General features: G+C 64.9%; 13 protein-coding genes. 4 read left to right on the top strand and 9 right to left on the bottom strand.

What is annotated here, in order from left to right; genetic code table 11:
• Positions 1 to 72 precede the first annotated feature (72 nt).
• Positions 73 to 1,332: an FAD-dependent oxidoreductase gene (locus KSW38_RS06190; RefSeq protein WP_216923708.1), complete on the bottom strand. Its 1,260-nt coding sequence runs from the start codon at positions 1,330 to 1,332 to the stop codon at positions 73 to 75.
• Positions 1,325 to 2,710, bottom strand: coding sequence for an MFS transporter (locus KSW38_RS06185; RefSeq protein ID WP_216923707.1), 1,386 nt, complete (start codon positions 2,708 to 2,710; stop codon positions 1,325 to 1,327). The genes KSW38_RS06190 and KSW38_RS06185 overlap by 8 nt, the downstream gene beginning before the upstream one ends.
• Positions 2,711 to 2,758: 48 nt before the next feature.
• On the opposite strand from KSW38_RS06185, the gene KSW38_RS06180 reads away from it, so the two are divergent.
• The 4 genes from KSW38_RS06180 to KSW38_RS06165 all read left to right on the top strand — a co-directional run bounded on the left by KSW38_RS06180 (position 2,759) and on the right by KSW38_RS06165 (position 6,418).
• Positions 2,759 to 3,556, top strand: a complete 798-nt coding sequence (locus KSW38_RS06180) for an IclR family transcriptional regulator (RefSeq protein WP_216923706.1) — start codon at positions 2,759 to 2,761, stop codon at positions 3,554 to 3,556.
• 131 nt (positions 3,557 to 3,687) lie between these two features.
• Positions 3,688 to 4,824, top strand: coding sequence for a cupin domain-containing protein (locus KSW38_RS06175; protein WP_216923705.1), 1,137 nt, complete (start codon positions 3,688 to 3,690; stop codon positions 4,822 to 4,824).
• A complete protein-coding gene (locus KSW38_RS06170; protein ID WP_216923704.1) occupies positions 4,824 to 5,660 on the top strand; it encodes a fumarylacetoacetate hydrolase family protein in 837 nt (278 codons plus the stop codon). The genes KSW38_RS06175 and KSW38_RS06170 overlap by 1 nt, the downstream gene beginning before the upstream one ends.
• Positions 5,660 to 6,418 (top strand): maleylpyruvate isomerase family mycothiol-dependent enzyme, encoded by a 759-nt coding sequence (locus tag KSW38_RS06165; protein ID WP_216923703.1) that lies wholly within the window; start codon positions 5,660 to 5,662, stop codon positions 6,416 to 6,418. The genes KSW38_RS06170 and KSW38_RS06165 overlap by 1 nt, the downstream gene beginning before the upstream one ends.
• Before the next feature lie 157 nt (positions 6,419 to 6,575).
• On the opposite strand, the gene KSW38_RS06160 is transcribed toward KSW38_RS06165, so the two are convergent.
• From KSW38_RS06160 to KSW38_RS06130, 7 genes are all read right to left on the bottom strand, one after another.
• On the bottom strand, positions 6,576 to 6,818 hold the full coding sequence (locus KSW38_RS06160; RefSeq protein ID WP_216923702.1) for an acyl carrier protein: 243 nt from the start codon (positions 6,816 to 6,818) through the stop codon (positions 6,576 to 6,578).
• Positions 6,815 to 8,254 (bottom strand): dihydrolipoamide acetyltransferase family protein, encoded by a 1,440-nt coding sequence (locus KSW38_RS06155; RefSeq protein WP_216923701.1) that lies wholly within the window; start codon positions 8,252 to 8,254, stop codon positions 6,815 to 6,817. The genes KSW38_RS06160 and KSW38_RS06155 overlap by 4 nt, the downstream gene beginning before the upstream one ends.
• Positions 8,247 to 9,227, bottom strand: coding sequence for an alpha-ketoacid dehydrogenase subunit beta (locus KSW38_RS06150; protein ID WP_216923700.1), 981 nt, complete (start codon positions 9,225 to 9,227; stop codon positions 8,247 to 8,249). The genes KSW38_RS06155 and KSW38_RS06150 overlap by 8 nt, the downstream gene beginning before the upstream one ends.
• Entirely contained in the window at positions 9,224 to 10,243 is a 1,020-nt protein-coding gene (gene pdhA, locus KSW38_RS06145; protein WP_216923699.1) for a pyruvate dehydrogenase (acetyl-transferring) E1 component subunit alpha, read from the bottom strand. The genes KSW38_RS06150 and pdhA overlap by 4 nt, the downstream gene beginning before the upstream one ends.
• Positions 10,240 to 12,054, bottom strand: a complete 1,815-nt coding sequence (gene acsA, locus KSW38_RS06140; RefSeq protein ID WP_216923698.1) for an acetate--CoA ligase — start codon at positions 12,052 to 12,054, stop codon at positions 10,240 to 10,242. Before acsA ends, pdhA begins: the two co-directional genes overlap by 4 nt.
• Positions 12,055 to 12,144: 90 nt before the next feature.
• Positions 12,145 to 12,480 carry a CU044_2847 family protein gene (locus KSW38_RS06135; protein WP_216923697.1) on the bottom strand — a complete coding sequence of 112 codons (336 nt, stop codon included), beginning with the start codon at positions 12,478 to 12,480 and terminating at the stop codon, positions 12,145 to 12,147.
• 455 nt (positions 12,481 to 12,935) lie between these two features.
• Positions 12,936 to 13,604, bottom strand: coding sequence for a hypothetical protein (locus KSW38_RS06130; RefSeq protein ID WP_216923696.1), 669 nt, complete (start codon positions 13,602 to 13,604; stop codon positions 12,936 to 12,938).
• Between the last annotated feature and the right edge of the window lie 49 nt (positions 13,605 to 13,653).

Raw genomic sequence — 13,653 nt, 5'->3', positions numbered from 1 at the left:
TATCGAAAGGAAAGGCGGGCGTACGACGGCGGGAGCCACCCGCCGTCGTACGCCCGCCTGACACTGGGGTGCTTAGGCCTCCACGAGGTTTCCCTGTGCCGAAGCACCGGCTGGAACTTCGGCCGGAACGCCCGGCTCGTTGCGGCCGTACAGCCAGTCGTTGTACTGGAAGTTGTTGTCGCCGCGGCTCTTGAACAGCATGTTCCGCAGTAGCCGGGCCACCCCGTCCACGTGCCAGGACTCGCCCCAGATCCGGGCGGTGCGCTGGACCCGGGCGGTCCGGGCTGCGCGGGCTCCATTGAACGCGCTAAACGCTGCCTCCCACGCGCCGGGGTTGACGCCTTCCTCCGTAAAGACAAGGCCCTGCGTCGCATCCTGCAGAACGGCCGCATCCTCAAGCGCCTGGCAGGCGCCCTGGGCCAGGTACTGCAGCATGGGGTGCGCGGCATCGCCGATGAGGGCCATCCGGCCGGCAACCCAGTTTTCGATCGGGTCCCGGTCATACATGGGCCAGCGGATGCCGGTGGCCAGGTTCTTCAAGGCTTCCTGTACGGCCGGGACGCAGTCGGCGTAGGCGGCTTCGAGCTCGTCCACCCCGCCGTACTGTTCTTCGCCACGTTCGAAGGAAGCGGACTTGAAGACCGCCACAGTATTCAGCAGTTCACCCTTGCGCAGCGGGTACTGCACCAAGTGGCAGTTGGGGCCGAGGTAGACGATGACGTCCTCAAGGTCCGCGGCCGGGGTCTCGGGGGTGATGGGCACGGTGCCGCGGTAGGCGACGTATGCGGAGGAGACCGGACCGTCGTTGGCGACGCCGCCGCGCAAGGCGGACTTCAGGCCGTCGGCGGCCAGGACGGCGTCGGCCTCGTACACGGCGCCCGAAGCGGTGTATGCGCGCGCCTTGTCCCCCTCGGTTTCCACCTTCTGCACCAGGACGTCATTGACCAGCTCCACCCCGGCTTCCTGGCAGGCCTGGAGCAGGATGCGGTGCAGGTCGCTGCGGTGGATCACCACGTAGGGGGCACCGTAGCGCTCCTCGAATTCGCCACCCAGCGTCTGGCGCGTCAGCTCCTCGCCGGTAACGGCGTCGCGGAACACAAGGTGTTTGGGCTGAACGCCGATTTCCAACGCCTTCTCCAACAGGCCCCAGCGCTTGAGGACACGGGAGGCGTTGGGTGCCATCTGCAGGCCGGCGCCCACTTCACCGAAGGCCGGGGCTACCTCCACCAGGGTCACTTGGGCACCATTTTCCTTCAGGGCCAAGGCGCCGGCCAAGCCGGCCATGCCGCCCCCCACTATCAGGACGTCGGTGGTCGCTGCGTCTTTAGACATGTGATTCTCCTACTGCTTTGGATGTTGAATTCTTGGTGATGATGAAGCCGAGCAGGATCGCTGCTACGGCGGCGGCCCCGGCGAATGCCAGGAAGTTCGAGTTGACGCCCAGGCCTGCGACGAGCAGCAGTCCCCCAATCTGGGGTGCGGCGACGGCGCCGATGCGGCCTACGCCCAGGGCCCAGCCCAGCGCAGTGCCCCGCAAATGTGCCGGGTAGTGGCTGGCGACTGCGGCAATGATGAGGCACTGGGTTCCGTGCGTACCCACACCGGCAAGCACCAACATGAGGTAGACGACGGCGACCGGCGGCCCGGTTACCAGCACCAGGAGGCCTGCGGCGGCGACGGCGGCTGCCGCGATCGCCGTCGGAACCGGCCCGAAGCGGGTGCCGGCCCAGGCAGTGATCACCGATCCGGCCACGGCGCCGAGGTTCAGGGCAAGGGCAAAAGTCAGGGCGGAGCCGAGGTTGTACCCAGCAAGCTGCATGAGGTTCGGCAGCCAGGTTCCCAGACCGTACCAGGCGAACAGGGTGGCCAGCGTAGCCAAGGCGTACAGCACGCTGAGGCCAAGGAACGGCGGGCGGAGCAGTGAGCCGAAGCCCACCGGCTTTTTGCCGGCAGCCTGGTTTCTGTTCGCAGCCTGATCAGGGGCCTTTCCTGCCTCGGAGGGCAGCGTTTCAGGCAGGTAGCGCAGGCCGAGCGGGATAACCACCACCAGGGCGAGGACGCCCACGAGGAACATGACGGGCCAGCCGAACGCGGGGATAAGCGGGATGCCCGCCAGCGCCGCAATCGATCCGCCGATGGGGACACCGGACATCATCAGCGTGGCAATGGTGGACCGCCACTTGGGTGGCACGAGTTCAGCCACCAAGGCGTTGGCCGACGGCACCAGGCCGCCCAGGCCGATGCCGGCCAGTAGCCGGAGCGCTCCGAAGATGAAGGCGTTAGGGGCGAAGGCACACAGGATGGTGAAAACGGAGAACACCACGGCACAGCCGAGGATAGTCCGGCGCCGGCCCCAGGAGTCGGACATCCTGCCAGCAAAGATGGCGCCGATCATCATTCCGACGAACGCCATGGAGCCGATGGTTCCGGCGGTGGCCTTGGTCAGGCCCCAGCCGGTATCGCTGATCAGCGATCCCTGCACTGTGCCGTAGACAATGAGGTCGTAGCCGTCGAAGACCACCAGCAGCCAGCAAACCAGAACAGCCATTATCGAACGCTTGGGGAACGCGGCGGGGCCGGTGCCTGCGCCGGCGGGCGAAGCGCCGCCAGAGGGGAAGCCGCCGCCGGAGGGGGCGCCTGCGCCCGCTCCGGCCGGGGCGGGAGTCGAGGCATGTCGCTGTGGCGCTGCAGCGGAAGGGGTGTGATTCATCCCACCACTGTGCTGGCGAGCCTGCCGCGACGCCTATAACATTCTGTCATGCAGAATCTTCCCGCCCGGAAGTTGCCGACGTACCCCATAGAGGCCGTGGACAATGCCCTCCAGCTCCTCCAGCTGCTGCGCGACGTCGGGAGCCTTCGGCTCAAGGACGCAGCGGAGGAGTTGCAGGTGGCGCCGTCCACGGCCCACCGCCTACTGGCCATGCTCGTTTACCGCGGATTTGCCGTCCAGGACGAGTCACGCCGCTACGTTCCCGGACCCGCCATGGGTGCCGGGCCCGCGGGCGTGAGCTGGACCGGGCCATTGCGGGAAATCTCGCGGCCGCACATGGAACTGCTGTCCTCGCGGACCAGTGAGACCGTAAACCTCATGATCCGGGTGGGGACGAAGGTGCGGTTCCTGGACACCGTAGAGGGCACCAACACCTTGCGCGTGGGAGACCGGCAGGGGACAGTAATGCCCGCAAACAAAGCCTCGGGCGGCAAGGCAATGCTGGCCGAGCTGGACCCCGGCATGCTCGAACAGCTGTTCCGCAGCCCCAACGCCGAAATCGGCGGGGACAACATCCCGGACGATGAATACCCCGGATTCCTCCGCGAGCTGGACACCATCCGGACCAACGGCTTCGCCGCCAACTTCGAAGGAACCGAGGAAGGCATCAGCGCCTTCGGCATGGCCCTCCACAACGGCCGCGGCAACGTGGTGGGTGCCATCAGCGTGGCCACCCCCGTGGCCCGGTTCCGGCGACTGTTCGACGCCGGCCTGGTGGCAGTGATGATGGAGACCCGGCGGCAGCTCGAGATCGACATCGCCTCCAACCCGGCGGATCCGGACTGAGCCCGCCGTAGAACAGGCCCCACAAAGCAGTCTTTAATTCTGCACAACAGAATATGTTGGGCATCACAACCGCGCACTCCTTAGTGTCGAATCCACGCCGTATTCAGTCCGCACGCAAGGAGAAGGCCACCGTGTCCATCAGCGCCGATAACCCCACGCACGAGTCCGTTGCCCAGGGCATGTCCGTCCCGGAACCCAGCCCCGAAGAGGCTGCCCAGCTGGAACAGCTCTACCGCGACTTCGACAGCGAGAACCTGATCCCGCTGTGGACGGAGATCGCGGATCTCATGCCGATGGTCCCGTCCCCTAAGGCGGTGCCGCACGTGTGGAGGTGGAACGACCTCTACCCGCTGGCCGCCCGCGCCGGAGATCTGGTACCCGTGGGCCGCGGCGGCGAACGCCGCGCCATTGCACTGGCCAACCCGGGCCTGGGCAACACCCCGTACGCCACACCCACTCTCTGGGCTGCCATCCAGTACCTCGGAGGTCACGAAACGGCCCCCGAGCACCGCCACTCACAGAACGCGTTCCGGTTCGTCGTGGAGGGCGAGGGCGTGTGGACCGTGGTGAACGGCGATCCCGTGGCCATGCGCCGCGGTGACTTTCTGCTCACCCCGGGCTGGAACTTCCACGGCCACCACAACGACACCGACCAGCCGATGGCCTGGATCGACGGCCTGGACATCCCGTTCGTGCATTACACCGATGCCGGGTTCTTCGAGTTCGGCACCGAACGCGTCACTGACGAGGCAACCCCGGATATCTCCCGTTCCGAGCGGTTGTGGGCGCACCCCGGCCTGCGTCCGCTCTCCGGGCTGGAGAACACCACCAACTCCCCCATCGCCGCGTACCGCTGGGAGCACACCGACGCAGCCCTGCGCGAACAACTGCTCCTCGAGGACGAAGGCCACCCGGCAACGGTGTCACAGGGCCACGCCGCCGTCCGCTACACCAACCCCACCACCGGCGGCGACGTGATGCCCACCATCCGTGCCGAGTTCCACCGCTTCCGCGCCGGAGCTTCCACCGAGCAACTCCGCGAAGTTGGGTCCAGCGTCTGGCAGGTCTTTGATGGCACCGGCACGGTGGTACTCGACGGCGAGCGCCGGACTCTCGCCAAGGGTGACCTGTTCGTTGTCCCTTCCTGGGCACAGTGGTCCCTGGAAGCCTCGGTCGATGGTGAGTTTGACCTGTTCCGCTTCTCCGACGCCCCCATCTTCGAACGCCTGAACTTCAACCGAACCTACATCGAAGGACACACCAAGTAATGAGACTCCTTACCCTCCGCACCTCTGTTGAGGACAAGACAGTAACCACGGCTGTCCGCCAGGACGGCGACACCCTCACCGAGATCCCGGGCTTTTCCGACGTCGGCGCCCTCCTGCAGGATCCCGACTGGGAAACCACGGCGAGGGCAGCCAACGGCGCAACGCACGCGCTGGACGGCGCGGACCTCGCCGCCGTCGTGCCCGCCCCAGGGAAGATCATCTGCGTGGGCCACAACTACCGTAACCACATCAAGGAGATGGGCCGCGAAGTTCCCGAGCACCCCACCCTCTTCGCCAAATACGCCGAATCGTTGATCGGGCCCAACGACGACCTTGCCCTGCCGCAGGAATCGGACACTGTGGACTGGGAAGCTGAGCTCGCCGTCGTGATCGGCAAGACGGGCCGCCGTGTCCCCGAATCGGAAGCAGCGGACCACATCGCTGGCTACTCTGTGCTCAACGACGTCTCCATGCGTGACTACCAGTTCCGCACCATCCAGTGGCTGCAGGGCAAGACGTGGGAGAAATCCACCCCGTTCGGCCCCGCACTTGTCACCAAGGACGAATTCACCACCGGCCCGCTGATGACCTCGGCGGTGGACGGCGAAGTCCAGCAGTCCACTCCCACATCGGATTTGGTGTTCACCCCCGAATTCCTGGTGTCTTACATCTCCACGATCATTACGCTGAACCCGGGCGACGTGATCGCGACCGGCACCCCTGGCGGCGTCGGCCACGCACAGGATCCCAAGCGCTACCTGCAGGAAGGCCAGGTCCTGGTCACCACCATCGAGGGTCTGGGCCGACTAACGAACCGCGTGGTCAAGGAAGCCTGATGGTTGCACGGCGCGATCAGACCACCGACCCGGTGCTCCTCGAGGGACTGCTGCAGGCACGGCGTGGGACGGCGTTCTTTGCCCGCAAGCTGAACGAACTGACGGATGCGGAGCTGGACGGCGCCTCGCTGCTGCCGGGCTGGACCCGGCGGCACGTCGTGGCCCACGTCGGCTACAACGCCCGGGCAATCGCACGGCTGGTGGAGTGGGCGGCCACGGGCGTGGAAACGCCGATGTACCCTTCTGTGGAGGTCCGGAACCATGAGATCGACTTCGGCGCCACGCTCAGTCCCATCGCGTTGCGGAACCTGTTCGACCACTCGGCAGTGCACCTCAACGTCGAATGGCGGGACCTGGCCGCCGATTCCTGGCACCACAAGGTCAAGACCGTGCAGGGCCGGGTGGTTCCCGCGGAGGAAACGGTGTGGATGCGCACCCGGGAGGTGTGGGTGCACGCCGTGGACCTGGACAACGGGGCAAGCTTCGCTGACATTCCGGCCCCTGTCCTGGCGCGTCTGCTCAAGGACATCACCGGAGCTTGGAAGACGCGCGGCACCGACAAGGACCTGGTGGTTGAAGTGACGGACCAACCCGCCGCCTTGATGTTCGGCGATACTGCGGCTGTTTCACCGCTGGAGATTAGGGGCTCCCTGGCGGACATCGCCTGTTGGGCCGCCGGCCGCGGAGCAGCCGGCGTTCTTGCCCGCAGTGGAGGCAAATCCGTCAGCCCGGCGCCTCCGGCTCCTGAGTGGATCTGAGGCGGGCAATCTGAAACGGGAGTCCAGGAACGCTGGCCTCCCGGGGAACTAAGTCAAGATGCCCGCCTGGGTTGTTTCGAGGTGCTGGCATCTTTGATGAGTCACTGTACATTTTGCTGCAACCACGACCGGCCTTAAAGTCACAGGCACTGCTGCATCAGCCGCGGTTCACCAGGTAACTGACGAGGCCGTCAACCGTTGCCACCGCCGGATAGTCGCGTTCGGGAATATCGACGCCGGTGGACTGTGCGATGGTTTCTACGAGACGGAGAAAGTCCAGTGAGTCCATCTCCAGGTCCTGGCGCAGCCTGGCGCGACCCTCGAGGTCCTCTGGTTCGAGATCAGGGGCCACGAGTCTGATCGCAGCCTGCACTGCCTGACGGGCGTCCTGGTCTTTCATAGCTCCTCCGGTGTCTGCAGCAATTCATCAATACGGGAAAGGAATCTTGCGCCGCGCAGTCCGTCGCTGACACGGTGGTCTGCCGAGAGCGTTGCCGTGACCGCTTGGCGGACTCCGAGCATTCCGTTGTGTGCCCACGGCTGTTCAAGGATTTTGCCGAATCCCACCATTGCCACCTGCGGCGGATAGATCACGCCGTAGACGCTTTCCACCCCGAGGTCGCCCAGATTGGTCACGGTGATGGTGGGGTCGGCCATCTCGGCCCGCTGCAGCCGGCCTGCCCGGGCTCGGCTGACGAGGGCGCGCAGCTGAACCATCAGTTCGTCGAGGGTCAGCGTTTCAGCATCACGCAGGGCGGGAGCCACAAGGCCGCCTTGGCGCAGCGCCACTGCGACACCTAGATGGACGCTGCTGCTGGGGTGGAACGCACCACGGGTGAAATAGCCATTCATCTCCGGCGTTTCCGTTGCAGCCAGTGCGGTCGCCTTCAGCAGCAGTGCCGAAGGAACCAAACGGGCAGAGACGGACCGCCGTTGGTTCTCCGACTGCATCCATGCCATCGCCGTATCCAAATTTAGGGTGCCGGCCAGGTAGTAGTGCGGAATTTCCTTCTTCGATCGGGACATCAGCGAGCCAATTGCCTGCCTCAAAGTGCTGGCCTTATCTGCTGCCGGCTCTTTTCGGCCGCTCTGCGGCGCAGCCTCGATTGGTGCCTCGACTGGTTGAACCTGAGCAGGCCCCGATGCCTCCCCCCGCATTCCCGAGGCCATGCCCAAGGCACGACGCACATCCGATTCGGTGATGGCGCCCTCGCGCCCGGTTCCCTGCACGTCCTTCAAGTCAATGCCGAGCTGGGCAGCAACCCGCCGGGCCAGCGGCGAAGACCGCAGCCGCTGCTCCCGCGCCGGTCCGCCGCCCACTGCTGTGGGAGAAGTTGAAGGCATCTCGCTGACCGGACCTTTGACGGCGGTTTCGACGTCGGCCCGGCTCACCTCACCGTTGGGGCCGCTGCCCCGCACGGATTCAACATCGACCCCGAGAGCGTGGGCCAGGTGCCGGACCGGCGGCGAAACACGGACGCCGCGTTTGCTCGTCGGAGGCGAAGCCATTTTGGGCACCGACGGTGCCGGGGCCAACCGGACCGCCGGAAGTGCCTCCAGGTCCCGGGGCGCCGCCTGTGGAGCAGACATCTGTTCCGCCGGCGTGGCCGTGATCCGGGCGATGGGCGTCCCTACGCTCACTGTGTCACCGATTTCCACCAGGAACTCTGCCAGCACGCCTTCCTCAAATGACTCGATGTCCATGACGGTCTTGTCTGTGTCAACCGCGGCCACCAAGTCGCCCTTGTGGATGTAGTCGCCCGGTTTAACAAGCCACTCCACTACCTTGCCATGCTCCATGTCCGCGCCCAGGGACGGCATCCGAAACTCAGCCATGGCCGCCCACAGCCTTCCGTGCGGCAGTCACGATCCGCTCCACGGACGGTAGCGCGGCCAGCTCCATGTGTTTGGAGTACGGCACGGGCACCTCTTCACTGCAGACCCTCCCCACCGGGGCGTCCAGTTCGAAGAAGCCCTCGTCGCCAATCCTGGCGGCGATCTCGGCGGAGATGCTGCCGCTCCGCCAGCCCTCGTCCACCACCACTGCCCGGTGGGTCTTGCCGACGCTTCCAAGGATGGTCCCGTCGTCGAGCGGCCGGAGGGTGCGCAGGTCGATGACTTCGGCGTCGATGCCCTCCCCGGCCAGCCGGTCAGCGGCCTCGAACACGGCGGGAAGCGTGCCGCCGTAGGTGATGAGCGAGATGCCGGTTCCCTGGCGCCGGACCGCCGCTTTATCGATGTCAACCGGTCCGGCGTCGTCCTCCAGCTCCCCGGCTACGTTGTACAGGGACCCGTGCTCAAAAATCAGCACCGGGTCCGGATCCTGCAGTGCGGTCCACAGCATTCCACGCGCGTCGGCCAGGGTGGCCGGGGCAAGAATGCGCAGCCCTGGAATGTGCGCATACCAACCCTCCAGGCTGTGGGAATGCTGGGCACCAAGCTGGCGGCCCGCGCCGGTGGTCATCCGGATAACTACCGGTACGTTGAACTGTCCGCCGGACATGTGCAGCAGGGTCGCTGCATTATTGATGATCTGGTCCAGGGCGAGCAGGCTAAAGTTGACAGTCATGATTTCGACGACGGGACGCATGCCGCCCAAGGCTGCCCCGATCCCCGCACCGACGAAGCCGGATTCGGATAAGGGTGTGTCGCGGATGCGTTCGGGGCCGAATTCTTCCAGTAGGCCCAGGCTTACGGCGAAGCTGCCTCCGTAGCGACCCACATCCTCGCCCATAAGGAACACACGCTCATCGCGCTGCAAAGCGTCACGGAGGGCTGCGCGGACCGCTTCCCGGTAGGTGGTTTTCATCGTGCCGCCCGGCCTTCCCCGGCGTCGCTGCTTCGCTCGCTGTAGACGAACCGCCGGAGGTCCGCCACCGGTTCCAGGGTGCCTGCCTCGGCAAATTCGACACCGGCGGCCACCTCCGCGTCGACGTCGGCCTGCAGTGCCGCCCACTGCTCCTCCGACAGCTGTCCTGCCGACTTGATGGCGCTCTGGAGCAGGAGGATCGGGTCCCGTTCCATCCAACGCGCCACCTCCGATTTCTCCCGATAGAGCTCCGGATCGAACATTGAGTGCGCGCGGAAGCGGTAGGTGCGTAGCTCCAGGAAATGCGGCCCGCCGCCGGAGCGCACCGCATCTACTGCCCGGCGCGCTGCCTCCTCGACCGAGAGAACGTCCATCCCGTCAACGCTCCAGGCGGGAATCTCATATCCTGCGGCTTTGAGCGCCATATCCGTCTGCGACTCGGAGCGGACAAGTGCTGTGCCCATGGCGTACAGATTGTTTTCGCAGCAGAAGAGCACAGGAAGCTGCCACAGAGCAGCAAGGTTAAGACTCTCGTGGAACTCCCCTTCCGCGACGGCGCCTTCACCAAAGAAGCATGCCGTCACCCGGCGCCGGCCGGCCATTTTGTCGGCAAGTGCAAGGCCGACGGCGAGCGGGAGACCGCCAGCCACGATCGCGTTTCCACCGTAGAACCGGGTGGCTGCGTCAAAGAGGTGCATGGATCCTCCACGGCCTCGGCAGCATCCTTCGAGACACCCGTACATTTCGGCCAGGATGGCCCGGGCCGACACACCCCGCAGGAGCGCATGGCCATGCTCACGGTAAGTGGCCACCACGGCGTCGTCAGGCGCGAGGGTTTCAATGACGCCTGCGGCGACGGCTTCCTCCCCGATATACACGTGCAGGAATCCGCGGATTTTGGCAGCACTGTAGAGTTCGATGCACTTTTCCTCAAGCTTGCGCACTCGCAGCATCTGCCGAAGAACGTGCCGGGCGTGCTCTGCATCAGGGATGTCCTGGCCCCGCACGTCATTCATGGCCGCGGCCCAGCCTGTTCCAGCGTAGACAGGTCCCCCTCCGGCAGGCCCAGTTCACGGGCCTTCAGGAGCCGACGAAGGATCTTACCGCTGCGGGTCTTGGGCAGGTTGGTGGTGAAGTCGACAAGCCGGGGCGCAATGGCGGCACCCAGGCGTTTCCGGGCGAATCCGATGATTTCCAGCCGGAGTTCTTCGGACGGTTCGTGACCTGGCCGCAGTTCGACAAATGCTTTCACGACTTCCCCTGCCACAGGATCGGGAATACCAATCACTCCGGCCTCGGCCACTGACCGGTGCTCCATCAGGCAGCTTTCAACTTCGAAGGGACCGATCAGGTGGCCTGAGGACTTGATGACATCATCCCCGCGCCCTACGAACCAGAAATACCCGTCGTCGTCGCGTTTTGCCAGATCACCGGTTAAGTACCATCCGCCAGCAAAACAGCGGCGATACCTCTCCTCCTCATTCAGGTAGCCGCGGAACATGGAGGGCCAACCGGGACGTAGCGCCAGTTCGCCCATGACATCAGGTTCGGTGACGAGTGTGGCTGCTCCGTTCTCGATGAGGGGCTTGCCCTGGCCGTCCCTGGCTACCAGCGCAGCTTCGATCCCGGGCAGTGGGCGTCCCATGGAGCCGGGCCGAATGGGCATAGAGGCGAAGTTCGCGATCATGATGCCGCCCGTTTCGGTCTGCCACCAGTTATCGTGGACCGGCAGGCCCAGCACATCCTGTCCCCACACCACGGCTTCGGGGTTGAGCGGCTCGCCAACACTCGCGATGAACCGGAGCGCGGACAAGTCATGACCCGCAGCCCTTTCCGCCCCGGCCTTCATCAGCATCCGCAGCGCCGTCGGAGCCGTGTACCAGATTGTGACGTGCTGTTCGGCAAGGATGCGGTACCACCGGTCAACGTCCAATTCCTCCTCGTCCACCACAACGGTGACCCCGTGCACCAGCGGAGCGATGATTCCGTACGAGGTGCCGGTCACCCAGCCGGGGTCGGCTGTGCACCAGTAGATGTCCTCGGGGTGGAGGTCCAGGGCGTAGAGTCCGGTGGCGTAGTGCGCAACCACTGCCTCATGGACGTGGGTCGCCCCTTTGGGGGTGCCGGTGGTTCCGCTGGTGAAGTGCAGCAGAGCCATGTCCTCGGGCTGCGTGGCCACAATGTCCTGGTCAGGCGGGGCCTGGGCTAGGAGCGCGGCGAGGTCCAGTGTGTCAGGTTCAGGATTGCCGTCCGCGTCGGCCAGTAGGATGAAGCGGAGATCGGGAAGAGTATCCCGGATTGGTGCCACCTTTTTCCGGTACAGCGCCCTGGTGGTAACCAGTACCCGCCCTGCACCGAGATGCAGTCTTTGCCGGACAGGTTCGGGGCCGAAAGCGGAAAAGAGCGGGCAGAAAACGCTGGCATTTTTGAACGTGCCCAGGACGGCGACGTAAAGCTCGGGGCTGCGACCCAACAGCGAGAAGACCCGATCGCCCCTGCCTACCCCAAGGTCTCGCAGGACGGCGGCAAACCTACCAGTCTGCAGCGCCAGCTCCGCATAGCTGAGTGAGCGGGTGCTGCCGTCGGCCCGGATGAAGCGCAGGGCTTCCCTGCCTGCCCGGCTGCCTGCGGCGTGGCGGTCCACTGCCTCGTAGGCTATGTTCAGTCCGCGGCTGCCAGGGAGCCCGGACAGAGCCCGGCGGGCTTCATCCCATCTGAAGGACTTCCGAACGCCTTCGTAGTCTGCGAGGTTGGGAGGCATGCGATAGGTAGCAGGGCCCTTGGGAATGACGGGCCGGCGTATAGGCCGTTCGGTTCCTGCGGTCATGGTTCATCCTTCGTGTCGTCTGGCCAGGCGCTGTCCCAGCCGCCGGCCGGCGTAGGCCCTGTCCACGAGCTCGAGCATCGCTGATCCCTGTCAGGTGGTTTCTTCGGTATGCAGCGGGGACGTGGGAGTCCACGACATCCTCAGGATGAAGTGGGCATCCGCCGTGCTCTTGGCAATCAGTGCACCCGCGTCGCCGGCCAGTTTCACGCCGAATTCAATCTGCACCAGTTCGGGGCTCAACTCTGACATGGCATCCAATGCTGCTTGGGCGGCCAGGCGGACGCTTCCGAGTGCATCTTCCAGGCGCCTGCTCACGTTCAGGACCCCCTGTTCGTTGCGGGCAGGGTGGTCCACCCCGTAACTGTTGTCCTCAGCCTCAACGAGTACCGTCCCGGAGCCCACTTCGTATCGGAGCACCTCAGTCATGGCAGGTTTCCAACGCTAATGGGACTTGCGCCTTCTGTGACGGATGCCACTTCTTCACTGGATTTCCCTTCTGTCTGGCGCAGAAAGCCTTGGACATTCCGCCCCAAGGGCATAGCGCCCGCAGTTCCAGTCAACACTTCATAAACACCGCATCCTAGGGGAGAAAAACCCCACATCTTGGTTCTGGCGTCTTCTTCCTGGGACGGCAAAGCTGGAGGTCTCGTTGGGGGCTTCCCCAATAGCGTGGCGAACGGAGCGCTGCTGGGTGCTTCCGTACTGGGAAACAGAATTGGCAGGATTTTGGGCCACCACGAATTGTTGCCGAGTTCCTCAAGCGCATTGGTAAGGGATTCTGAAAGCATTTTCATCGATTGAAGAACCTTTCCCGGTAGCGGGCGGATTCGCAGCTGCAGCGGTCCGGGCCTTCGCCACAAAGAGGGCTGCGGTGGCTTGCCCTACTTGAGGCTGAGCACCTCTTCGATGGGTCGGCCGTTGACTAACACCCGGGCGCTCGTGGCCCCGGATGCGGCCATGGCGGTGTACTCCAGCTGTGCCTTGACCCGCGGGATATCACACACACCGGCCAGCACGAACTGCCCAGTGAGCCAGATGGTGATGGTGCTGCCGCTCAGCTCACCGCCAGCATAGGTGAGGTCCGACTGGTATAGGGCGTTCATGAGCCCGGACAGGCCGACGTCGCGGCTCTTGTTCGCGAGTAGAGTCCCGACGCTGGGCCCAACTTGGTCAGTGAAGCGGACCGGGGCCGTGGTTGTGGCGACGATGCTGTCGCCGCAACCGATCGGGGATCCAGAGACGCCATTGTCACCAACAGCGACGTAGTAAACGGTGAGTGGGGCAACCTGCTCCGGGAACGCAGGAGTAGTGGGTTCCGCCGTTGCAGGGGGTCCTGCCGGCGCAGACGACGGCGAAGCAGCAGGTGTGGAGATCGTTGCGGTCGGGGTCGGGCTCGCCGTTTTGCTTGTTGAGGCGGTGGGGCTCGCTGATGTCGTCGGAGCGGCCGAAGTATTCGTAGGGGCCTGAGCCGGTGGGCCGAAACAGCCCGTGAGCATGAGCAGAGTGGAGATCCCGAGAACGCCAATTACCGAATAGCCGAGCTTTGCCATGATGCCCCTTGTGGATGCGGGGCTCCAAATCTTCAGGAGCCCTATATCA

It is taken from the genome of Paenarthrobacter aromaticivorans, from assembly GCF_019038615.1.
GTDB lineage: Bacteria > Actinomycetota > Actinomycetes > Actinomycetales > Micrococcaceae > Arthrobacter > Arthrobacter aromaticivorans.
The sequence above is the reverse complement of the archived record's forward strand: the minus strand, read 5'-3'. Positions and strand labels throughout refer to the sequence as shown.

Coding starts and splice junctions, on each gene's coding strand:
- KSW38_RS06190 (WP_216923708.1), bottom strand. CDS start 1,332: ATGTCTAAAGACGCAGCGACCACCGACGTCCTGATAGTGGGGGGCGGC.
- KSW38_RS06185 (WP_216923707.1), bottom strand. CDS start 2,710: ATGAATCACACCCCTTCCGCTGCAGCGCCACAGCGACATGCCTCGACT.
- KSW38_RS06180 (WP_216923706.1), top strand. CDS start 2,759: ATGCAGAATCTTCCCGCCCGGAAGTTGCCGACGTACCCCATAGAGGCC.
- KSW38_RS06170 (WP_216923704.1), top strand. CDS start 4,824: ATGAGACTCCTTACCCTCCGCACCTCTGTTGAGGACAAGACAGTAACC.
- KSW38_RS06165 (WP_216923703.1), top strand. CDS start 5,660: ATGGTTGCACGGCGCGATCAGACCACCGACCCGGTGCTCCTCGAGGGA.
- KSW38_RS06160 (WP_216923702.1), bottom strand. CDS start 6,818: ATGAAAGACCAGGACGCCCGTCAGGCAGTGCAGGCTGCGATCAGACTC.
- KSW38_RS06155 (WP_216923701.1), bottom strand. CDS start 8,254: ATGGCTGAGTTTCGGATGCCGTCCCTGGGCGCGGACATGGAGCATGGC.
- KSW38_RS06150 (WP_216923700.1), bottom strand. CDS start 9,227: ATGAAAACCACCTACCGGGAAGCGGTCCGCGCAGCCCTCCGTGACGCT.
- pdhA (WP_216923699.1), bottom strand. CDS start 10,243: ATGAATGACGTGCGGGGCCAGGACATCCCTGATGCAGAGCACGCCCGG.
- acsA (WP_216923698.1), bottom strand. CDS start 12,054: ATGACCGCAGGAACCGAACGGCCTATACGCCGGCCCGTCATTCCCAAG.
- KSW38_RS06135 (WP_216923697.1), bottom strand. CDS start 12,480: ATGACTGAGGTGCTCCGATACGAAGTGGGCTCCGGGACGGTACTCGTT.
- KSW38_RS06130 (WP_216923696.1), bottom strand. CDS start 13,604: ATGGCAAAGCTCGGCTATTCGGTAATTGGCGTTCTCGGGATCTCCACT.